We start from the raw sequence: 23274 nt of genomic DNA on the forward strand, positions 1-23274 counted from the left end.
GGACGCGTAGCTCAGCTGGATAGAGTACCTGGCTACGAACCAGGCGGTCGGAGGTTCGAATCCTCCCGCGTCCGCCATCTTTTTTGCCAGTCGGCACCCCTGTATTTTTTCCTACATTTTTTTAACTTTTTTGATTCCCGTAGAAAATCTAAAATGTTGTCATCTTGACACTGCTCAAACAATGCGCGAATTTGATCTATCTCATGACCATTTCTTAGCATTGTAGGCATAACTAGTACCAGTTTAAAAATCACACAGCAACGTCTAAAAGGCTTTAGGTCACAACATGATACAAGCCGCAACATGCTTGCTATCAATCGCTAAAGTCGTATTACAGCCATTATTTTTGTAAGTTAACTACTCCTGCGAAACAGGGTTGTTCGAGAGTTGTTGAGGGTTTGCGTAAAAATCAAGCGCAAAATCCTATTCACAGAAAGACTAGATCTGCATTATTATGTAGAAAAATTACATAAATATACTTAAGGGGAGATCATGGCTGACCTAACCCAGCTCGTAGCCCAAGCCGCCAATATCATGGCTTTAGGCATGATTATCGTATTCTGCTTTCTCACGTTTTTGATTTTATGTGTCAACGTGATGTCTAAGGTGATCAGCCAATATTTTCCTGATGCACCCGTACCAGTAAAGAGTAAACCAGCGCCACCAAGCACTGCGACTTCTCCTGTTGTGCTGGCAGCTGTTGCCGCCGCGGTGCAACAACACCGAAATCAAGCAAAAGCCTAAATTCGAATAAAACAAAACGAGAATTAATTATGAGCAAGCCATTAGCAATTACTGATGTGGTGCTGCGTGACGCCCACCAATCCATTTTGGCTACCCGTATGCGGGTAGAAGACATGCTGCCTATTGCCGAAAAGCTAGACAAAATTGGTTATTGGTCGATCGAATCTTGGGGCGGCGCTACCTTTGACGCCTGCATTCGTTTTTTAGGTGAAGATCCGTGGGAGCGACTCCGCCTATTGAAGCAAGCGATGCCAAATACCAAGCATCAAATGCTACTACGTGGCCAAAACTTGTTGGGCTATCGTCACTATGCTGATGATGTGGTCGAAAAGTTCGTTGAGCGCGCACATGCCAATGGCATGGATGTGTTCCGAATTTTTGATGCCATGAACGATACTCGTAATTTCCAAACGGCAGTCAAAGCTGCGGTTAACGTGGGCGCCCATGCGCAGGGCACGCTGTCCTACACCACGTCACCATTCCACACCGAAGCAACGTGGGTGGAACTTGCTCGTAAACTCGAAGATTTGGGTTGTCACTCGCTGTGTATTAAAGACATGGCGGGTTTGTTGCGACCATACGAAGCAGAAAGCCTCATTAAGTCGTTGAAGGCGGCAGTAGACGTGCCGATTGCATTGCACTGCCATGCCACTACAGGCTTGAGCTTGATGACCCATCAGAAAGCCATTGAAGCCGGTGTAGATATGATTGACTCGGCTATATCGTCAATGAGTATGACTTACGGCCACTCACCAACAGAAACCTTGGTGGCTGCGCTGGAAGGGACTGAGCGTGACACCGGCTTGGATCTCACTGAGCTTCAAGAAATTGCGACTTATTTCCGTGATGTGCGGAAAAAATACGCTAAGTTCGAAGGTGCATTGAAAGGTGTTGATTCGCGTATTCTACTGGCACAAGTGCCAGGTGGCATGTTAACCAACATGGAAAACCAACTGCGCGAGCAAAACGCCACCGACAAGTTGGATGAAGTGTTGCTTGAAATTCCTCGGGTTCGCGAAGACTTAGGCTACATTCCTCTGGTTACGCCAACCTCGCAAATTGTTGGTACGCAAGCGGTGATCAATGTGTTGATGGGCGAGCGTTACAAGAGCATCACCAAAGAAACTGCGGGCGTTCTCAAGGGCGAATATGGTGCTGCTCCAACCGAAGTGAACAAAGAGCTGCAAGCAAAAGTACTCGAGGGCGGCGAGCCAATCACATGCCGCCCAGCCGATCTGATTGACGACGAACTTGATTCATTGGTCACCGAGCTGAAGGAAAAAGCAACGGCCGATAGCATTGAGCTTGCCAAAGATGAAATTGACGATGTGCTGACCTACGCCTTGTTCCCACAAGTTGGCCTTAAATTCCTTAAAAACCGTAATAATCCAGATGCCTTTGAGCCTGCCCCAGGTAATGAACCTGAGCCAGCTCCTGCTGCGGCACCGGCTGCTGCTCCTGCCAGTGGACCAAGTGTGTACTCGGTGAAAGTTCAGGGCCAGCAGTTTGTGGTGGAAGTTGCTGAGGGGGGTGACATTAGTTCGATTGCTCCGGCCGCAGCATCGGCCAGTCCTGCGGCAGCGCCTGCTGCACCAAGCGCAGGTGAAGCTGTAGCAGCACCGTTGGCGGGTAACATTTTTAAAGTGAATGTTGGACCGGGCGAAATGGTTAAGTCTGGAGATGTCATTTTGGTACTTGAAGCCATGAAAATGGAAACTGAAGTACGCGCGCCGCGCGATGGTCAGGTTGTCAGCGTTGATGTCAAAGAGGGCGACTCCGTTGCCGTTGGCGACGCCTTAATGTCGCTGGCATAACGGGAGTTTTTGATGGAAGCATTGCACACGCTATGGCTTGAGACGGGCATCGCTAACTTTACCGGCGGTCAGCTGGTGATGATTGTCGTTGGCCTGTTGTTGCTGTTTTTGGCTATCTCCAAAAACTTCGAGCCATTATTGCTATTGCCAATTGGATTTGGCGCTATTTTGGCAAATACGCCCGTTGCCGGCTTTACCGAGCCGGGCGGTATTCTTTATTACATATTTGAAATTGGTGTCAAAACCGGTGTTTTCCCATTGCTCATCTTTATGGGCGTTGGGGCGATGACTGATTTTGGCGCACTGATTGCCAACCCTAAAACCTTATTGCTCGGTGCTGCCGCGCAGTTTGGTATTTTTGCGACTCTGTTTGGTGCTATTGCCCTGAACGCATTGCCGGGCTTTGAATTTACCTTGCAAGATGCGGCGGCCATTTCAATTATTGGTGGTGCAGATGGGCCCACGGCGATCTTCGTTGCCTCGCGGCTGTCACCCGACTTACTGGGGGCTATTGCCGTAGCTGCGTACTCATATATGGCGTTGGTACCGATTATTCAGCCGCCAATTATGAAGGCGCTAACCACCGAAAAAGAACGTCAAATCCCAATGGGGCAGCTACGTGCCGTTTCTCGTAAAGAGAAAATTGTATTCCCGCTGGCCGTGCTTGCGTTGGCAATTTTGTTCTTGCCTGCGTCAGCGCCTTTAGTGGGGATGTTCTGCCTCGGTAACTTGATGCGTGAATCGGGAGTGGTTGATCGTCTATCAAAAGCCGCACAGAACGAGATCATCAACATTGTCACCATTATGTTGGGCTTGGCGGTAGGTTCTAAGCTGTCTGCCGACAAGTTCCTGACTGTGGAAACTTTGGGCATTCTGGCGCTGGGAGCTGTCGCATTCTCAATTGGTACGGCATCTGGTGTACTGATGGCTAAATTGATGAGCCGTTTGACCGGCGGCAAGATTAATCCGTTAATTGGTGCTGCGGGCGTTTCTGCTGTGCCAATGGCGGCTCGTGTGGTTAATAAAGTTGGTTTGCAAGCCAATCCACACAATTTCTTGTTAATGCATGCCATGGGGCCAAACGTAGCAGGTGTTCTAGGCTCTGCAGTTGCCGCAGGTGTCTTGTTGGCACTGGTTGGCTAAGTTACTCGTTGTATTTAAAAAGGCTGCTTCGGCAGCCTTTTTTTGTGCCCGTTGGTTAAGCATCGTTTGGAGCTCGTTTTAGTGCGGTGTGAAATTAATTGAACCGCCTGCCGGTCTTTTGAAGCGTATCTCACTGATTCAGGAGTCCCAGTGTTCAATTCAATCAGCAAACATGTCATGGCCGGTTACGCGGCAGTATTAGTGCTACTGTTGGCAACATCACTACTGCTGTTTCGCACCAGTGAGCAAATTAAAGAGAGCAACAACCAATTCATCGATAGCACGCTACCCACGCTCGATGCCGTTAAGCGCATAGAAACTATGATTGGCGATATGCAGATCAGTGCGTTTGGCATTTATGGGTTAACGGTGACATTGGACGAATTTGTTGAACAGTGGCGGGCGCAGCAACAGCTCATTTCGCAAGATTTAGAGCTGCTAGAGCTGCAGCAAATGAATACAGGGCAATTAGCTCAAAGCGTCGCTGCTGTGATTGAGCCGATTGGTTCGCTGTACGATGTCATGGCTGCACGCAGCCGCGATTGGGATCAAGCGCGAACTGAGTTGGCGCGTATTACATTACGAATTGATGAGCTCAATTTGATACTCGCTGACTTGCAGCGACAAACGGCCAGCAATGCTGAGCAAGATTCGTTATTGGTTTCGTCTCGACTCGTGGATATGCAACAACTGATTGCGATTACCTTACTGTTGTCGGTGTTGATCACCGGCTGGGCGTATTGGATGGCAAGGCGGCGCATCGTAGCGCCTGTCAGTCAGCTGGCCTCTGAACTCGATAAAATTACCGCTTCTTCTGACCTAACCAGCACAGTGGATACCTCTGGCTCACGAGAAGTGGCCAATACCGCAACGAGTGTAAATACGTTGCTGGCTACCTTCCATCAAATCGCCGTTGATATTCAGCACTCCTCGCTGCAGTTAGGCTCGTCGGCAGAACAATTATCTGGCTCGGCATTGGCCACTGATGATCAAATTATCCAGTTTACGGCCCAAATAGAGCACCTGATCCATACCATCGAACAGATTGAAGGCAACATTACGCAAAGCTCGGATCGTTCGATGAGTGCGTCTGAGATTGCGCTTGTCGGTGCGAAGCAAGTGAATGACGGGGCTCAACAAGTCACTGAAAATGCCGCCTCAATTTCCAAACTAGCCGATCAGATTGAAGAGTCGGCCACCATGTTGATTAGCCTGAAGCAGGCCGGCGATCAAGTGAGCTCTGTGGTAGAAACCATCGCCCAAATTGCCGAGCAAACCAATTTGCTAGCGCTCAATGCGGCCATTGAAGCGGCTAGAGCGGGTGACTCGGGGCGTGGCTTTGCCGTAGTTGCTGATGAGGTAAGAACCTTAGCGTCGAGAACCTATGAGTCGACCCACGAAATCAATAGTATTCTGGAAACGATCGTAAGCGCCATTTCCACAACGGTAGCAGCCATGGATCATAACAAATCGGCAGCGCAGCAAACGGTGGTGCAAACGCAATCGACGGTGCAAGCACTCGAACAGCTTCAGCAAACAGTGGTGCAATTGAGTGACGAAAACAAGATTCTGGCACAACTGTCTGAGCAAAGTAGCGTGAGCGCAACGACCATGCGTGAGCACATTGAGGCCATTAGTGAAGGGAGCGAGGCGGTGAGTGTTGCCAGCAAGGAAACCAAAGAAGCCTCTGGCAATTTGTCATCGCTGGCAAACTCGTTAAACCTGAGTGTTGCGAAGTTTCGGGTATAGCTTCAAGCGAGGCTATTGCATGAACCACATTATGATCGTGAGCATTAAGCCAAAGGCTCCGCAAAACGCGAAAATTGCGTAGAAGCCTTTGGCGCCTTGTTTAATGGTTAGCCCGTGATAGTTGAGAAACAGCCACCATAGGGCTGACAGAACTAACGGAACTAAAAATAATCGTGTCATGCTTGCTCCTCAGATATTACCAGCGCAGGTTTTTCGTCACTTGCTTGCATCAAGCCTTCTTGTTGGCCAATGGCAAGTGCAACGGCTGCATCACCAGTAACATTGGTGGTTGTACGCATCATATCAATGATCCGATCGATAGCGGCAATAAAGGCGATTCCTTCTAATGGCAAACCAGCGGCATTTAATGTCACGGTTAACATCACCATGGCAGAGCCTGGCACTCCAGCGGTGCCCACAGACGCCAGCACGGCGGTCGCCATGATCAATACATATTCGCTAGCTCCGAGAGGTATGCCGTAGAGCTGGGCGATAAAGACCGATGCAATGGCCGGATAAATGCCGCCGCACCCATCCATATTAATGGTTGCGCCCAGCGGTAACACAAAGCTCGAATACTGTTTAGACACGCCGAGGTTTTCGGTCACACATTGAGTGGTTACTGGCAAGGTTCCATAACTACTAGATGACGAATAGGCCACCAATTGAGCAGGGAAGATGCTGCGGAAAAAGCGCACTGGTGACGTTTTTCCTAAGACCTTAACTAAGGTGCCATACACCAACAGCATGTGAATTAGACATGCCGCATAGATGGCACCAACGAATTTTAGTAGCGGCACCACGGCTTCAAAGCCAAAGCTGCCAAACATCCAAGCAATCAAGCCAAAGACACCAAATGGTGTGAGCTCCATTACATAGCGGGTGATTTGGAACATCACTTCGGCACCGCTAGTGATGGTGTCTTTCAAGGCTTTTGCTTTGTCACCTACGGTGTTAATGGCCACGCCGATTAAAATTGCAAAGCACAACACTTGCAGGATATTACCTTCGGCCATCGCCGCAATGGGGTTGCGCGGAATAATATCGATCAGCACTTGCGCGGCAGTTGGAATGTTGCGCTCTTTTACCGAATCGGCAGCAACCAGTTGCAAACCGCTGCCCCAATCAATACTAAGTGCGATGGTGAGGCCAATGGCCGATGCTATAAAGGCCGTGAGCAAAAACAGGCCAACGGTTTTTAAACCTATTCGGCCGAGGTTTTTCCCTGTGTATGAAGTTAAGGCAACCACCAGAGTACAAAATACCAATGGGACAATGAGCATACGAATGGCGTTAATGAACAAATCGCCCAAAGGTTTGACGATTACCGCCTGCTCGGCCAGCAGTAAGCCTGTGGTGGCCCCTAATATAAAACCGGCTAAAACACGCTGCCAAAATGGAATGGCGAACCAAATTGTAAAAATCTTCATGAATATCAGTTTATCTTATGGCTGAGCTGGGTATCCTATTGATTATTGCGCGTTCGGCCCAACAAGGTAAACCTGAGGATGCTAAATTATTGCCGTATCGACTTAACTCACTTCGGTGAGGTAGACGGCCTTCAGCTAAATCGATATCCCATGCCATCGCTGACCAAAGGTCAGGTACTGATTAAAACTCACTATTCAGGTATTAATCCCATTGATGTGAAAACCCGAGCTGGCTTAGGTTGGGCGGCGCAACAAAATGCAGATCGCCTACCTTGGGCGCTTGGTTACGATGCCGCAGGGCAAGTCATTGCGGTAGGCGAGGGCGTTGATGAAGCTTGGCTCGGCCAGCCCGTCTGCGGCATGCTCGGCTTTCCCCTTGAAGCGGGTTGTTATGGCTCGGTTCGAGCGACCGATGTTAGTGACTTGCAAGTCATCCCCCAGCGGATCCATCCCATGCAAGCTGCCGCGCTACCACTAGCCGGACTAACGGCGCATCAAGCACTATTTGAGCATGGCCAAGCAAAAGCAGGTCAACGGGTGCTGATCTTAGGGGCTTCCGGAGGGGTTGGTCACCTTGCGCTACAATTAGCGGCTGATGCAGGTTGTGAAGTGATCGCCGTGGCATCGGCACAACGAGGACCATTGCTTCAGCAACTCGGAGCCAATCAAGCGTTAGACTACCGCTCCGACTGGCTTGAAGGGCTGGCGCCGGTCGACTTATTGCTCGATTTGGTAGGAGGGGACGCCGGCATTCAGGCTGTTGCTAAGGTCAAAGCGAGTGGGCGCGTGGTGACTGTGCCGACGGTGACGGCCGACGATGTGATTGCTGCGGCAAAATCGCGGACGATTGACGCCACCGGTATGCTGGTTCATCCATGCGGTGATTCGTTACAACACTTGTTACAACTTGTGTCGGACAACAAACTTACCATTGAGGTTGACTCTTGTTACCCTGCTCAGTCTGTTGCTGAAGCGCACCTTCACCTCGAACAAGGACAGGTTTGCGGAAAGTTGGTGTTAAATTGGTGCCAGTGAATTTGACTGGCAAATGGCCTGATGCGGGACATTATCTTTGTTTGATAAGGACATTTTATGAATAGAATTATTTCTTTATGCTGCGCACTGACGCTGCTCTCCGCCTGCTCTGTTAGCGAGCAGAAAACCACAACACCAGAAGGCGTTAATTGGGTTGAAAGTCATGCCCCAGTTGATGGCGAACTGGGGATCAGCTACGACAAATTTACTTTAGACAATGGCTTGACCGTTATCCTCCATCAGGATGATTCGGATCCATTGGTGCACGTGAGCGTCACCTACCACGTTGGCTCGGCTCGTGAAGAGCCCGGTATGTCAGGCTTTGCGCACTTTTTCGAACACATGATGTTTCAAGGTTCGGTTCATGCACCAGATGATTTGCACTCCAAGCTGATCGACAGCATGGGGGGCGATCTCAATGGTGGCACCAACAGTGATACCACCAAGTACTACAACACGGTGCCAGCCAACGAGTTGGAAAAAGTGCTGTGGTTAGAAGCCGATCGTATGGCGTTTGTGCTGCCTGTCGTCACTCAGGAAAAATTTGAGATCCAACGGGCAACGGTGAAAAACGAACGTGCGCAGCGATACGACAATGCGCCTTATGGCTTAATGTGGGAAACCACGGGCCGCGCTTTGTATCAACCAGAGCACCCTTATTCTTGGCCAACGATTGGTTATATCGAAGATCTCAACCGCGTCACGGTTAACGATCTCAAAGCCTTCTTTTTACGTTGGTATGGTCCTAACAATGCCACCTTAGTGGTTGCTGGCGATTTCGATAAACAGCAAGCCATTGACTGGGTTGATCAGTATTTTTCCGATATTCCTGTTGGCCCTACGGTTGAAAAAGCAGACAAGCAATTAGTCGCGCTTGAAGAAGACCGCTATGTGACGCTGCCTGATAATATTCATTTACCGCTGCTTAAAATGACTTACCCAACGGTCTATGTGCAGCATCCAGACGAAGCGCCCTTGGACTTCCTATCGCAAATCATTGGCGATGGTAAAACCAGCGTGCTGTACGAAAAGCTCGTAAAAACTGGTATTGCGGTGGAAGTGGGCACTTCCCATCCGTGCCAAGAGTTATCCTGTACCTTTAACGTGTTTGCGGTAGTCAACCCGGCTGCAGGTAAATCGTTAGCTGATGTTGAAGCCATCATTCGAGACAGCTTTGCCGAATGGCAGCAACAACCTGTCGATCCTGCGACTCTTGAAAAATTCCAGCGAATGTTCAAAGCCGACACTGTGTTTGGTTTAGAGCGCGTTGCTGGTAAAGCTAATCAGTTGGCTTCTGGTGAAGTGTTGTTCGAACGCCCAGATAACATCGCTTATGATCTTCAACGCTATGACGCCGTGACCGAAGCCGATATTAAACGCGTCTTCAATCAATACATCGACCAAAGCCACGCCGTGGTGCTGAGTATTGTGCCGCATGGCGCCGAAGCAATTGCTGCCAAGCCACAAAACTACCAATTACCAGAGCCGCAACGCCCGCAGCCTGAACAATTGGTGACTCACGATGTTATCGCACCGACGGTGAACAGCGACTTTGACCGCAATGTGATGCCAGCAACTGGCGCGCCAATTGCGATTTCTATGCCGAGTAGCTGGCAATTCCAGTTAACCAACGGCATTAATGTGAAGGGAATTTCTACAACTGAAACCCCGACGGTCTCGTTGTTGATCGACATTGAAGGCGGTCCACTGCTCGATCCACAAGGTAAAGAAGGCCTTGCGTCGTTGACTGCATCCATGATGAATGAGTCGACTCAAAATCGTTCATCTGAAGAACTGGCTAACGCCATTGAAAGTTTGGGTAGTAGCATCAAGTTCAGCTCGCAAGGGCGCTCGACCCAAATCTCGGTGTCTAGCTTGGTGGAGTTCTTACCTGAAACCTTGGCGCTGCTAGAAGAAATGCTCACTCAGCCAGCATTTGCTGAGGCTGACTTTATGCGTTTGAAGCAACAGACTTTGCAGTTTTTACATCACGCTAGCAAAGATCCGAAGAGCGTTGCTAGCAATGCTAAACGACAGCTGTTGTGGGGCAAAGACAGCCGTTTAGGCGTTGCAGACAGCGGCACCTTGGCAACGGTTAGTGCTATCGAACTAGCCGATTTGCAGGCGTTTTATCAAGCCAACTATAGCGCGGCAATGGCATCAGCCGTTGTGGTTGGAGATATCAGCCAAGCCGAGACGAAGCAAACACTTGCCTGGTTGCAATCTTGGTCTGGAGACCCCATAACTCTGCCAGATGCAACACCGGGCCAAACTCAACATAAAGGGCAAATTATTCTGGTTGATCATCCAGAAGCGGCGCAAGCGGTGATGATAGTGGGCCGGACAAGTGTCCCGTTTGATGCCACTGGCACCTACTTTAAGTTGGGACTGACTAACCACCCATTCGGTGCCAGCTTTACCAGCCGCGCGAATCAGCTGTTGCGAGAGCAAAAAGGTTACACCTACGGTGCATTTTCTGGTTTTGCAGGTGGCAAACAGCAGGGTAACTTCAGTTTGTCTGCCAGTTTGTTACAAGCCGAAACGGCCAATGCGGTTGCCGATGCCATTAGCTTGATGACTGATTATGCTGAGAACGGCCCAACCGATGACGAAGTCGCAAGCATGCGCAGTGCCGTTACTCAAGGTGAGGCACTTAGCTATGAGTCGGCTGGGCAAAAAGCATCATTGCTGCGTCGAATTCAGTTGTTTGATTTAGCCGACGACTTCCCGGCCGAGCAGCAAAAAATAATTGCTTCGATTAGTAAGCAAGAACTACAAACGCTAGCCAAAGAGTGGCTCGATCCGAAAACCATGTGGGTCTTGGTCGTCGCAAACGCCGATAGTGTGAAAGACGATCTGGAAGCCATTGAAGGTTGGACGGTTACCAACTGGCAGCCATAACAAATCACTTTGCAAAGCGGCCTGTGCGGGCCGCTTGATTCATTAGGATATTACGTTGACTGACTTGATTACCCAGCGCCTAACGCAACTGGCTGAAACTGACATTGGCGAAACCTTACAACCGATTCGCCGCGGGATTGAGAAAGAAAGCTTGCGCATCGATAGCCAAGGTACGCTGGCTCAAACCCCGCACCCCAAAGCGTTTGGTTCTGCGCTGACTCACCCTGCTATTACCACTGATTTTTCCGAGTCGTTGGTGGAGTTCATTACGCCGGTGACGAGCAGTATCGACGCGAGTTTAGCGTCGTTGGCCGATGCTCATAAATTTGCCTACAGCAATATGGGCGATGAACAGTTTTGGCCGCTGAGTATGCCCTGTTATGTCGATGACGAAACCAATATTCCGGTGGCTCAATACGGCTCATCCAATACGGCCCAGATGAAAACCATCTATCGCAAAGGGTTGCACTTGCGCTACGGCAGTATGATGCAGGTGATCTCCGGTGTGCATTACAACTTTTCTATGCCAGATGCTTTCTGGCCGATTTGGCAGAACATATTAGGCGATACCAGTGATGTGCAAAGTTTCCGCTCGACGCAGTACATGGGCTTGCTTCGTAATTACTACCGCTATGCGTGGGTTCTGCCATTCTTGTTTGGCGCATCGCCGGCGCTATGTAGCTCCTTCTTGCAAGGCAAAGAGCAAGACTTGCCGTTCGAGAAACTGGGTAAAGGTACTTTATTCCTGCCGTATGCAACTAGTTTGCGGATGAGCGATTTGGGCTACACCAATAGTGCTCAGTCCGATTTGTATGTGTGTCATAACTCGCTTGAAGACTATGTGAAGTGCCTGCAAAAAGCGATTTCTACGCCTTCAGACGCCTTTGCTCAGTTTGGTTTGAAAGATGCTGACGGTAACTACCGGCAGCTCAACACCAACGTACTGCAAATTGAAAATGAGCTGTATTCGCCCATTCGACCGAAACGCGTCGCCTTGCCAGGGGAAACACCTACGCAAGCGCTGCGTCGTGGTGGCATTGAATACATTGAAGTTCGTTCATTGGATGTGAATCCATTTTCACCGGTGGGCGTCGACAAACTCACCATCGCGTTTATCGACTTACTCTTGTGTCTGTGCCTGATTGAAGAAAGTGGTCCGCGCGATGAAGCCGATCAGCAACGTGCGCGCGACAACATGATTAAAGTCGTGCATGAAGGACGACGCCCAGGCTTGATGTTAGAGCGCAGTGCTGGCCCCGTCAGCTTGCGGGAATGGGGCGAAGATATTGTCGAGCGGTTGCAACCGATTGCCAAATTACTCGATCAAGGTCAGCGTCAGCGTACCTACCAACAAGCGCTATCGGCGCAATTACGCCGTTTCCAGCAGCCTGAGCTAACAACCTCTGGGCGCTTGATGGAACAATTGGTGAAGGGGAATCTGGACAACGGTCAGTTTGGCTTGCATTTAGCCACGCAATACAAGAAGTTATTGACCGATGTGCCGTATCAAAATCAGTCAGATAGCTACTGGCAACAGTTGGCGAGCGATTCTATTCAGCAACAAGCCGATTTAGAAGCTGCATCAGCCCCATCGCTGGATGAGTTTTTGAGCGATTATTTTGCGCGTAACCAGCAGCCATTTTCGCTGTAGTAGTTGCTGAGAGTAAATTTTAGATAAAAAAAAGAGCCGCTGTTGTCAGCGACTCCCACATACCCAGGGGAAAATGAAAGGGATATAAAGATGAACAATGCGATAAATCCGTTCACTTATTAAGACGCGGGCTAACGCGAAAAGTTCAGAAACTTTTTAATTTTTTTTAGGTTTTTTTAGGGATAACCAGCGCTAATGGGAAAAAACTACTTAAAACAGTTCGTTATGTGCTTTTTTGTGTTGGCATTAACGGCTTGTTCTAACACGCCGCCGGCTAATCCGGAAAATCTATGCGAAATTTTTCGCGAAAAAGATGATTGGTATGACGATGCCGTGGACATGAACGAGAAGTGGGGCGTGCCGATCCAAGTGCCAATGGCCATGATGTATCAGGAATCGTCGTTCCGTCATGATGCGTTGCCACCAAAAGACTACATCTTTTTCGGCTTAATCCCTTGGGGCCGCGTCAGCAGTGCTTATGGTTATTCGCAAGCCAAAACCATGACGTGGGAAGATTACATGCGTGAAACCGGCAACTCTGGTGCCGATCGCGATGACTTCGGCGATGCCATCGACTTCATGGGTTGGTTCATCACCAAAACCCACAAAATCAACGGCGTGTCGCGCTGGGACGCCTACGGTCAGTACTTGAATTACCACGAAGGTTGGGGCGGTTACCGCCGTAAAACCTACAACAGCAAGCCGTGGCTTAAGAAAGTGGCTAAGAAGGTAGAGCGTCGCGCGAGTAACTACGGTAGCCAATATCGTAGTTGTAAAGACGAGCTTAAAGGTGGTTTTCTGGATTGGTTGTTCTAAGGGGCGTTTAACGCTTGAACAGGGTTAAATCGTGACTGAACAAATCCGAGCGAGCGTTAAAGGGGCATTTCCCTGTGCCCTGCAAGCTTGGCATCAGCACGAACAGAGCTTACTCCAATGGCTGTTGCGCAAAACTCAACGTCCTGCGCTATCGCAAGACGTGCTTCAAGACGTTTTTATCAAATTGATGCAACAGCGCGAAGCGTTCTGCTCTGTCACTAACGGCAAAGCCTGGCTGTTTCGAGTGGCCAAAAATTTGTTGATTGATCATGTCCGAAAAGAGCGCTTTGTCGATCTTTTGGATGATGAACTTCTCGCTGAAGCGGATGAAGAAGAAAATGCACATGCCGCGGTCGATCTGCTTGCCCTCAGTTGTTTGCCCAGAGTGTTATCTGAACTCGAAAATCAATATCAACACATCATTACCGCGTGCGATCTACAAGGCATGACGCAACAGCAATTTGCAGACTCGCATGAATTGTCCCTTCCTGCTGTTAAGTCACGATTGCGTCGGGCGCGGCAAAAGCTAAAACGACAAATCGAATCCTCATGTCAGGTTCGTCTCGACGAACAGTTGCGCGTTTGTTGTTTTACTGCACGTGGAACAAAAAAAGAGTCGGATTAAAAAAATTAGGATCCTTTTGAGACTAGCTACGTCTTATCGATAGGTAAGTGTAGAAAGACTTAATAGGCTCATCATGTTTCAAGTGTTTACTGATCTTGCGTCATGGCTGGTGTATGACGTGCTTGGTTTCTCGCCAGAGCAAGGATTTGCAGCCGCACTCCATTTTTTCATCGAAGATACCAGCAAGATTTTCTGCCTCTTAGCGGTGATGATTTACGTCATTGGTTTTATTCGGGCAAGTCTCGATGTGGAGCGGGTGCGTGACTATTTAGCCGGCAAAAACCGCTTTTTAGGCTACGTGCTCGGCGCCAGTTTTGGCTCGATTACGCCGTTTTGTTCCTGCTCTAGTATTCCTGTCTTTCTAGGATTCACCTCTGCCGGCATTCCACTCGGTATAACCATGGCCTTTTTAATCACATCGCCATTGATTAATGAAGTGGCGGTCTTGCTGCTCGCCGGTTTATTGGGTTGGAAATTCACAACGCTTTACATCACGGTTGGTATTTCCATCGGTGTGCTTGGCGGTTTGTTCCTCGATGCGATTGGCGCGCAGCGCTGGCTTCAGCCTTTTGTGGCAAAAGCTTTAGAAAAAGGGCAAGCCGGCTTACCTACGGAAGTTAATCAATCATCCCCGCTCAGTGCGCGCCAGCGCCATCAATTTGCCAAGCAAGAAACATCGGTCATTTTTCAACGCGTATGGAAGTGGGTGTTCATTGGCGTTGGGTTGGGTGCTGCGCTTCATGGCTTTGTGCCCGACGGCTGGATTGAAAACCATTTAGGCGGCGGCCAGTGGTGGTCGGTACCGGCGGCTGTGTTGGTTGGTATTCCGCTTTATTCGAATGCAACCGGCGTTATTCCGGTGATGGAAAGTTTGATCGTTAATGGCCTTCCCATCGGTACGACCTTGGCTTTTTGTATGAGCACGGTAGCGGCCAGTTTTCCCGAGTTTGTACTGCTAAAACAAGTGATGCGTTGGCCGTTGCTAGTCACGCTATTCGCTGTGTTGCTGACGGCATTTACCTTGGTCGGCTGGTTATTTAATTTTATTCCCACTCTGTAAGGATTTGATATGAAAACTTTTAAAGTGCTTGGCTCTGGCTGTAAGAGTTGCCAAACATTGGCGACCATGATTGAACATGAAGCGAGCCGTCGCGGGGTTGAATATGAATTGGTAAAGGTCACGCAACCTCAAGACATCATGGCTTATGGCGTTATGAAAACCCCGGCTGCAGTGTTAGATGGGCAGGTTATTCATAAAGGTAGCGTGCCAAGCAAAGAAGCGGTTGAACGTTGGTTTGATTAAGGTGAAGGCAAAAAATAAGCGGCACGAATACGAGTGCCGCTTATTTTTTGTAACCGCTGAGCCTGTTAAATCAGTCGTTTCTTACCGGTGCGAGTAAGCATACGCACTTGCTTGACCATGTTGTCGGCTACTTCCAGTATTTCGATGGTGTAGTCACCAATGCGCAAGCTAACATTGGCATCGGGAATATCTTCTAAGTATTCGAGAATCAAGCCGTTAAGGGTCTTCGGCCCATCGGTTGGTAGGCTCCAACTCAACTCTTTGTTTAAGTCGCGAATGTTGGCGGTGGCATCAACCAATACACTGCCATCGTCTTGCCGTTCAACCTCTTCACTTGGCGCAGGAGCCATCGTGGTGGTGAAGTCGCCAACAATTTCTTCCAGAATATCTTCCAGCGTGACTAAGCCTTGAATGTCACCGTACTCATCGACAACCAAGCCAATTCGTTCTTTATTGCGCTGAAATTTCAGCAACTGCACATTCAGAGGCGTACCTTCTGGAATGTAATACAGTGGGCGTACGGCGCGCAGCATGGACTCTTTCTCAAATTCGCTTTTGGCGAGTAAGCGCAAAGCATCGCGGCTATGAACAAAGCCCACTGCGTCATCAATGGTGTCGCGGTAGAGCAAGACCTTGGTGTGTGACGTAGAAATCAATTGCCGAGACAGCACTTTCCAGTCGTCGTTGACATCAAAACCTATGATTTCGTTACGCGGCACCATGATGTCTTCAACGGTGACTTTTTCTAAATCGAGGATCGACAACAACATATCTTGGTGGCGCCGAGGGATCATTTTGCCGGCATCATTCACCACCGAGCGCAGTTCGTCAGAGCTTAAGTGCTCGTCCTGATCATCGCCGGTTTGGATGCCAAACAAGCGCAGCAAACCATTTGAAATCATGTTGACCGACCACACAAACGGGTACAGCACATAACTCAGCGGCTTAAGTATTGCCGACATCGGAAAGGCAACGCGCTCAGGATAAAGCGCCGCAAAGGTTTTTGGGGTAACTTCGGCAAATACCAAAATGACAACCGTTAAACCCAAAGAGCTAATGGCAATGCCGTAATCACCAAACCAGCGGGTACAGAGAATCGTGGCAATTGAAGCGGCGAAAATATTTACCAAATTATTGCCAAATAAGATCAGACCGAGCAGCCGATCGGGTCGTTCTAACATGTTCAGAACGCGGCGAGCAGCGCCATGCTTTTGTTTCGCTTGGTGTCTTAACCGGTAGCGGTTTATCGACATCATTCCGGTTTCTGAGCCGGAGAACATTGCGGACACAACGATGAGGGCAATGAGCACTCCTACCAGAGTGCTATTCGATATGTGGTCCAAAAAGGGAAGTCCTGTATGACTATTGAAGGATCATTTGGCCGCAATTGGTCCCCCGGTGTCAAGAGGAGGAGCCCACCAGTCACATTTCCTTAATAAAATCTTTTAGCCCAGCACGACTTCTCGAACTAATCGACTACCAAAATAGGCCAGCGTTAACACAGAAGCAGACACTATGCTCAAAATCGCCATTCGCTTGGATGACATGCCCGAGCGCCAGTCGATCCAAAGGACGTGGCCATAGATGAACCAAGCAATAATGGTCAGGATTGCTTTGTGGCCCTGACCATGGCCGAAGAAGCTTTCGAGGAAATACCAACCGGACAGAATGCTGGTGGACAACAACACAAAGCCCACCCGTAGCAGCAAACTTAATTGGCGATCGACCACCATTAGCGGCGGCAAGCCGTGTAATGGGCCATGTTGTTTCAGCCGGTGGTCAATGAGCCAGACTTGCACCGCCATTAAAGCCGCAATAAACATGCAGCAATAAGACAGCACCGCTAATGAAATATGAATGGCTAAACCGGTACTGCCCGTAATGCTGGTGAAGTAGTGCGCTGTTTCGGTCATCGCTGGAATGTTTGCAGCGGCACACAATAAATACACGGGGGGTAACAACAGCAAGGATTTTAAACTGTGGTGCGCCAACGTTAATATCGCGGCGACTAGCAGTAGCACCAGCGAAGCAACGTTGGGCAGGCTAAAGTCGAGCAACCCACCCACAGCAAAGAGCTGCCAACTGAGCAAACCTGTGTGCAACAACAACGCAGGCGCAGCTAGCAACATCGGAGCCAGTTGCCGTTTGCCTGGGCGCACCCACTGCTGCCAAAGGATCAGCGCAATTGCGACATACAAAACAACAACAGCTATAGCTAATTGCGGTGGTTGCAACATGCTTAGTGGACTCCTGATGGGCGGTTAAATAGTCCAAAGAACTTATCACGCAATGGTGTAATGGCGGCAATAATTAATAACAGCAAGCAGCTGGCGCTAAACCAAACCGGAAGCCAATCGGCATGCTGGTGTTGTTCGGTAATCACTATCTGTTGCTGAGCTAGGACTAAATCAAGCAACACGCCGGCGGCCAATGCCAGCGCCATAACGGTAATAATATATTTAAACATAATGCGCTGACCAAGCTCGTTACGCAGCACTGCAATGGTCGACATATTGGTAGCTGGCCCCGCCAACAAAAACACTAACACGGTTCCCGGTGATACGCCTGCTAGCATTAACCCCGCGGCAATCGGCGTTGAGGCACTGGCGCATATATACATGGGAATGCCAATCACCAGCATGATGAGCTTTGCCGTCCAACCGCTGCCCCAAGATGCAAGCCATTCGGTTGGAATAAATGTTTGAACTGCGGCGGCTATTAACAAGCCTGCCAATAACCACATGACAATATCTTGATATAGCTTACCGAAGGCAAATTGAATGCCGTCCAGTACAGGGCGTGATTGTGTTTGATTGCTACTGCAGCACGAAGAGGTCGTCGCGGGCGTAGCTACTGATGCGGAATGAGTGCTTGGTTGCGATGAACAACTGCTTGTGGCTTTGGTCGTGCTACTGCAACAGCTAGTTGCTTCGGCTTTTGAAGGTTCCGTTACTGCGTCGCTGCAGCTTGATGTTTCAGCTTGGGCTGGCTTACTGGATGTGCTGCAACAACTTGTAGCTGGCGCCGGCGTCACCGTTTGAGCTTGTTTGCTGCTGCAACAGCTCGTCGCTGGCTCAGGCGTTTTACTGCTGCAACACGATGAGGATGCTTTGGTGTTGTTGTCGTTAGAACTTGTTGCATGCTGTTCTGTGTGTTCAGACTCAGTGGCATTCACCCATAACCCTGCGGTTAATGCTGTAGTGATTGCCGCAAAGGGGCGGACTATGGCCATTATTGGCCCCATCATCGCGTAAGTTAAGGAGATGGAGTCAACGCCGGTTTCTGGAGTAGAAACTAAAAACGATACCGTTGAGCCTTTGCTAGCGCCGTTGCGGCGAATGCCGAGCGCGACGGGGATGACACTACAAGAGCACAGCGGCATAGGCGCACCCAAAAGTGCTGCTTTTACAATTGGTTTACTGCCTTTGCCACTTAATTGTTTGCGCACCCAGGATTCCGGTAGCCAGGCTTTAATTAGACCCGCAACAATCAGCCCGAGTAATAAGTAGGGCGCCGCTTCTAAACTCAAATCAATTAAGTGATTGAAAAAATTCATTGAAAACTCCGGCTGCGAGTTGTCGATTATAGCCTTAACCGAGCTTGAAATTAACCCGCCCCTTGATACGGATAATCACTGCCCCAATTTCTTTGAAATCGCGTATAATCGCCTGCTCTGATCCTGCTGCTGTCGCCAAATGGCGTCATAGTGGGATACTGCAAAAGATTCAGGCAACTGACGATCAACCAGATAATTCGGTACCTAGCATGTTTGACAACCTGACTGAACGTTTATCGCAAACGCTCAAAAATGTAACCGGCCGTGGCCGTCTGACAGAAGACAATATTAAGCAAACGCTGCGTGAAGTGCGCATGGCATTGCTTGAAGCTGACGTGGCATTGCCGGTGGTGAAAGATTTCGTCAACCGAGTGAAAGAGCGCGCGGTTGGTCAGGAAGTATCGAAAAACCTCAACCCAGGGCAGGCCTTCATCAAGATCGTTCGTGATGAACTTGAAGCCACCATGGGGGAGCAAAACGAAGACTTAAATCTTCGCGCGCAACCGCCAGCCATCATCTTAATGGCGGGTTTGCAAGGTGCCGGTAAAACCACCAGTGTGGGTAAATTGGGTCGCTTCTTAAAAGAGCGCCAGAAAAAGTCAGTGTTGGTGGTTTCAGCTGATGTTTACCGCCCTGCGGCGATCAAACAGTTAGAAACGGTTGCTGGTGAAGTTGGGGTTGAGTTTTTCCCATCGTCTGCCGATCAAAAACCCATTGATATTGCTAATGCCGCAGTAGAGCACGCGCGTAAAAAATTCATTGATGTGGTGCTGGTGGATACCGCCGGCCGTCTGCACGTTGATGAAAGCATGATGGGCGAAATTAAAGAGCTGCATGCCAGCATTGAGCCGGTAGAAACCTTGTTTGTGGTCGATGCCATGACCGGTCAAGACGCGGCGAATACAGCCAAAGCGTTTAATGACGCCTTGCCGTTAACGGGTGTCATTCTGACCAAAACAGATGGTGACGCCCGTGGTGGTGCTGCCCTTTCGGTTCGTCATATCACCGGCAAGCCGATTAAATTCTTGGGTGTGGGTGAGAAGCTTGATGCCCTAGAGCCATTTTACCCAGACCGTGTGGCATCACGCATTTTGGGCATGGGCGATGTACTGTCGTTAATCGAAGAGATCGATCAAAAAGTTGATAAAGACAAAGCCGCCAAAATGGCTGCCAAGCTGAAAAAAGGCAAAGGCTTTGATTTAGAAGACTTCCGCGATCAGCTATCGCAGATGCGTAACATGGGCGGCATGATGGGCTTGATGGACAAAATGCCGGGAATGGGCGGTATGTCTGAGCAAATCAAAGACAAGATGAGCGACAAGATGACCGTTCATATGGAAGCTATCATTAGCTCAATGACGCCTGCTGAACGCCAACGCCCAGATATCATCAAAGGCTCACGTAAACGCCGCATTGCTGCTGGTTGTGGTCTACAGATTCAAGACGTCAATAAACTGCTTAAGCAATTCAATCAAATGCAGAAAATGATGAAGAAAATGTCGGGTAAAGGCGGCATGAAGAAAATGATGCGTGGCATGGGCGGTATGTTGCCGCCTGGTATGGGCGGTGGCATGGGAGGCCCCGGTGGCGGCCCAGGCGGTGGCGGTTTCCCGCCGCGCTAAGCCATAACGTTGCAAACCATTAAAATAAAAAAGGAGCTGTGTTGGGCTCCTTTTTTTGTGCCCGTAAAGAGCCTGTTTGCTTGCTGTAGGAAGGCTTGGTGGTTGCTTAATGAAACCTAAGACAAGGTGTTCTGTAGTGGCAAACAGCATTCGGCAAACTGAGGGCCTCAGTCGTTCCGTGTCGAGTCAGCTCTAGTAGAAGCCACGGGCTTGCTCACCTCATATATAGCGGTCAGATTCGGCGCTAGCCTCACTCTTACGTTAATGCTTACCACAAGGAATGCCGCTCACGTTAGAATGCGCTCAGCATATAAAGGAATACAGAGTGACTAATGACATTATCGACTGAGCAGCGATCTACTATTTGTTTGGCTGCTGGTTGCCAGAAGATTATTGACGAGACGCCCATGCAGTCACTTTGGGCGGGGAAGGGCGAATTGACTCGGTTAACTCTTACCGGTTTAGCTGAGTCTAATCAGCCCGTTCATTCGTTGGTGGTCAAGCAAATCGCCTATAACGCGAACGGAGAGCACCCCAGAGGTTGGAATACCCAACAGTCTCAACTGCGTAAACGTCGCTCATATCAGGTTGAAATGGCTTGGTATCAGCGTTTTGCGCCATTGGTGAATCAAGCCGCTCGCGTTCCTCATCTAGTTTATTCGGAATCATCCGAGTCGGGTCTTTTGTTAGTCTTGGAAGATTTGGCTATTACTTACCCAGATCGCTTTACAGCGGGCAAAGATGACCGACCAACCACTCGCCAAATACAATCCTGTGTTCGCTGGTTAGCAAAGCTGCATGCACGAACGCTGAATCTTGATATCGAAGAAATGTCGCACCATCAGGTGCAACAAAACCGCGCCACCCATTCGCCAAATGCGTTGGACGAATCGTTGCCAAATCACCCATCTGACTTGTGGCCAATAGGCGGCTATTGGCATCTTGATACACGACCTGATGAATGGCAGTCGATGACCGATGGCAAGCTTAAACAAGCGGCTCAGGCACTCGATAACGAGCTTCGCAACTGCCGTTTTCAATCCTTAATCCATGGGGATGCCAAGCTCGCTAACTTTTGCTTTGCCAATCCCGCTTTGGATGGTTGCGGCGAACAGGTTGCGGCTGTCGATTTTCAATATGTTGGACAAGGGCCTGGCGTAAAAGATTTGATGCTACTGCTCAGCAGTGTCATGCCCGATCAAGGTTTAGTAACTCATGCGCCAGGTTTTGTTGATGACTACTTCGAACAGTTAGTCGTCGAATTGAACCGGTGGCAACCGGCGATCGGTGCTGAGCAAGTCGTTTCTGCGTGGCGACCGCTGTATGCCGTTGCTTGGGCTGATTTTCATCGCTTTTTGGCTGGCTGGAGTCCGGGCCATTGGAAAATAGGTGACTATTGCCAGCAACAAACTGAATTGGCACTTAGTGCATTGCCGCCTCAACGGGACCATAAGGTGGATTAACGGATGTTAAATTCACAACAGCTGCAGCAACTATCAGCATTAGCGGCGAACGCAGCACAGCAAGCCGGTGATTACATTGCCGCGTTTGACCGCCGTGCCATTGAGGTCAACTGCAAGTTGGCAGGTGACAGCATCGCTTCTCAAGTTGTGACGCAAGTGGATTTGGCTTGCGAAACGATTATCCACAATGTCTTACAGCCCTCGTTTGAGCTGTTTGATATTGCTTTTCTGGGGGAGGAAAGCTCGTCCAGTTGCCCTATCGAACAACACCCAAGACTGAGTCGGCCGTATTTTTGGTGCGTGGATCCGCTCGATGGCACTTTGCCGTTTACGGAGAACGTGCCCGGTTATGCCGTATCGATTGGCTTGGTTCGCCAAGATGGCGTGCCGCTTTTAGGCGTCATCTACGATCCGGTAACAGCAACCTTGGTACAGGCAATTGCTGGCCAAACTGATGTGGACGTGAAGCCCTCGTTGCTCAAACAAGGGAAACCTTGGTCTCCAACGAGCCGCTCGATTATTGGCGCAAAAACGCCGGTGCTTTCAGTGTTCTTTGATCGAAGTTTTACGGCGTTACCGACATTTCCCGATGTTATCAATGCCACAGAGCAGTGCGCTATTCGGCTCGGTTACGATGGCATTGAAGTGCATCACCAAGCCGGCTCGGTGATGAATGCGTTAAGCGTGTTGCAACATGGCCCTGGCTGCTATTTTAAATTCCCCAAAGCAACCCGGGGCGGCGGCAGCCTATGGGACTTTGCAGCTACAGCTGCTGTAGCAAAGGCTGCTGGAATATGGGTGACCGATATGATGGGTGAACCGCTGCAATTGAATGCGGCCGATTCGCTCTTTATGAATCGGCGTGGGGTGTTGTATGCCAGCGATGAACGTTTGGCACATGAGTTAATGGCCTTGTATAAGGCGTTTTGTTAACGGGCAAAAGGTTCACTACACACGGAGCGTCGCTGTTGTGCCAATGCTAATCCAGGTGCAGAGTTGCGCCGCTCGCTGTATACTTCGGCCGCTTTTAACTTGCAAAGAGTTCAACCATGGCCAAGCGCATTCATTACACCTACAAAGGCAAAGATAAAACCATTTCGTTTGCTCAAGACCGTTTTAACAATATGTTTGAAGCCATAGCGGCAGAAGAAGGGGTAGATTTGACCCGTTATCTCGCCATGGAGCAGCAAGTTGAAATGGTGTCAAAGCACAACAAAGCAGTGCGCGACTTTCGTGATAAAGAGTTTGCTCGCATGGGGTTTAGCCAAGTTCGTTTCGTTAAGGAATAAGTTTACGGAACAAACGCTCGTTTGCCGCCTGTTCGCCGTTTATACCCGAAGTTCTGGTGTCGTTCCTACAACCGAACTTTTGCCCAATAAAACCTACAACTGTCACTAAACCTAGCCCCTTCACGTTTGTGGG

The 23274-nt window shown here is 49.5% G+C and carries 19 protein-coding genes and 1 tRNA gene; 16 read left to right on the forward strand and 4 right to left on the reverse strand.

The features are described from left to right. The 5 genes from K0504_RS17270 (at position 1) to K0504_RS18615 (ending at position 5450) form a co-directional block, all read left to right on the forward strand. A tRNA-Arg gene (locus tag K0504_RS17270) sits at positions 1-77 on the forward strand. A gap of 415 nt (positions 78-492) precedes the next feature. Then, positions 493-744, forward strand: coding sequence for an OadG family protein (locus K0504_RS17275; protein ID WP_220105413.1), 252 nt, complete (start codon positions 493-495; stop codon positions 742-744). A gap of 29 nt (positions 745-773) precedes the next feature. Beyond that, entirely contained in the window at positions 774-2558 is a 1785-nt protein-coding gene (gene oadA / locus K0504_RS17280) for a sodium-extruding oxaloacetate decarboxylase subunit alpha (RefSeq protein WP_220105414.1), read from the forward strand. Between the two features lie 12 nt (positions 2559-2570). Further along, on the forward strand, positions 2571-3701 hold the full coding sequence (locus tag K0504_RS17285; RefSeq protein WP_220105415.1) for a sodium ion-translocating decarboxylase subunit beta: 1131 nt from the start codon (positions 2571-2573) through the stop codon (positions 3699-3701). Between the two features lie 150 nt (positions 3702-3851). Then, positions 3852-5450 (forward strand): methyl-accepting chemotaxis protein, encoded by a 1599-nt coding sequence (locus K0504_RS18615; protein WP_220105416.1) that lies wholly within the window; start codon positions 3852-3854, stop codon positions 5448-5450. 176 nt (positions 5451-5626) lie between these two features. Here K0504_RS18615 and K0504_RS17295 read toward each other — a convergent pair whose 3' ends face one another. Continuing rightward, positions 5627-6880 carry a dicarboxylate/amino acid:cation symporter gene (locus K0504_RS17295; RefSeq protein ID WP_220105417.1) on the reverse strand — a complete coding sequence of 418 codons (1254 nt, stop codon included), beginning with the start codon at positions 6878-6880 and terminating at the stop codon, positions 5627-5629. A 78-nt stretch (positions 6881-6958) separates the two neighbouring features. Here K0504_RS17295 and K0504_RS17300 point away from each other — a divergent pair, with 78 nt between their 5' ends. From K0504_RS17300 to K0504_RS17330, 7 genes are all read left to right on the forward strand, one after another. After that, complete coding sequence (locus tag K0504_RS17300; protein WP_220105418.1) at positions 6959-7915, forward strand: NADP-dependent oxidoreductase; 957 nt, start codon at positions 6959-6961, stop codon at positions 7913-7915. A 57-nt stretch (positions 7916-7972) separates the two neighbouring features. Further along, entirely contained in the window at positions 7973-10816 is a 2844-nt protein-coding gene (locus K0504_RS17305; protein ID WP_220105419.1) for a M16 family metallopeptidase, read from the forward strand. A 55-nt stretch (positions 10817-10871) separates the two neighbouring features. After that, entirely contained in the window at positions 10872-12467 is a 1596-nt protein-coding gene (gshA, locus tag K0504_RS17310) for a glutamate--cysteine ligase (RefSeq protein ID WP_220105420.1), read from the forward strand. Positions 12468-12662: 195 nt separating this feature from the next. Further along, positions 12663-13283 (forward strand): transglycosylase SLT domain-containing protein, encoded by a 621-nt coding sequence (locus tag K0504_RS17315; RefSeq protein ID WP_220105421.1) that lies wholly within the window; start codon positions 12663-12665, stop codon positions 13281-13283. Positions 13284-13314: 31 nt separating this feature from the next. Then, positions 13315-13908, forward strand: a complete 594-nt coding sequence (locus K0504_RS17320) for a sigma-70 family RNA polymerase sigma factor (RefSeq protein ID WP_318837996.1) — start codon at positions 13315-13317, stop codon at positions 13906-13908. 73 nt (positions 13909-13981) lie between these two features. Continuing rightward, positions 13982-14968 (forward strand): permease, encoded by a 987-nt coding sequence (locus tag K0504_RS17325; RefSeq protein ID WP_220105422.1) that lies wholly within the window; start codon positions 13982-13984, stop codon positions 14966-14968. Positions 14969-14977: 9 nt separating this feature from the next. Beyond that, positions 14978-15211: a thioredoxin family protein gene (locus K0504_RS17330; protein WP_220105423.1), complete on the forward strand. Its 234-nt coding sequence runs from the start codon at positions 14978-14980 to the stop codon at positions 15209-15211. Between the two features lie 65 nt (positions 15212-15276). Here the strand turns inward: K0504_RS17330 and K0504_RS17335 are convergent, their stop codons facing one another. The 3 genes from K0504_RS17335 to K0504_RS17345 form a co-directional block, all read right to left on the reverse strand. Further along, positions 15277-16554, reverse strand: a complete 1278-nt coding sequence (locus K0504_RS17335; protein ID WP_220105424.1) for an HlyC/CorC family transporter — start codon at positions 16552-16554, stop codon at positions 15277-15279. A 102-nt stretch (positions 16555-16656) separates the two neighbouring features. Beyond that, positions 16657-17448 carry a cytochrome C assembly family protein gene (locus K0504_RS17340; RefSeq protein WP_220105425.1) on the reverse strand — a complete coding sequence of 264 codons (792 nt, stop codon included), beginning with the start codon at positions 17446-17448 and terminating at the stop codon, positions 16657-16659. 2 nt (positions 17449-17450) lie between these two features. After that, positions 17451-18767, reverse strand: a complete 1317-nt coding sequence (locus tag K0504_RS17345; protein WP_220105426.1) for an SO_0444 family Cu/Zn efflux transporter — start codon at positions 18765-18767, stop codon at positions 17451-17453. Positions 18768-18976: 209 nt separating this feature from the next. On the opposite strand from K0504_RS17345, the gene ffh reads away from it, so the two are divergent. The 4 genes from ffh (at position 18977) to K0504_RS17365 (ending at position 23141) form a co-directional block, all read left to right on the forward strand. After that, complete coding sequence (gene ffh, locus K0504_RS17350) at positions 18977-20389, forward strand: signal recognition particle protein (RefSeq protein WP_220105427.1); 1413 nt, start codon at positions 18977-18979, stop codon at positions 20387-20389. A gap of 332 nt (positions 20390-20721) precedes the next feature. Beyond that, on the forward strand, positions 20722-21852 hold the full coding sequence (locus K0504_RS17355; RefSeq protein ID WP_220105428.1) for a phosphotransferase: 1131 nt from the start codon (positions 20722-20724) through the stop codon (positions 21850-21852). Positions 21853-21855: 3 nt separating this feature from the next. Continuing rightward, a complete protein-coding gene (locus tag K0504_RS17360; RefSeq protein WP_220105429.1) occupies positions 21856-22785 on the forward strand; it encodes an inositol monophosphatase family protein in 930 nt (309 codons plus the stop codon). 116 nt (positions 22786-22901) lie between these two features. Continuing rightward, complete coding sequence (locus tag K0504_RS17365) at positions 22902-23141, forward strand: DUF2960 domain-containing protein (RefSeq protein ID WP_220105430.1); 240 nt, start codon at positions 22902-22904, stop codon at positions 23139-23141. The last annotated feature ends 133 nt before the right edge of the window (positions 23142-23274 follow it).

It is taken from the genome of Neiella holothuriorum (assembly GCF_019457915.1).
GTDB lineage: Bacteria > Pseudomonadota > Gammaproteobacteria > Enterobacterales > Neiellaceae > Neiella > Neiella holothuriorum.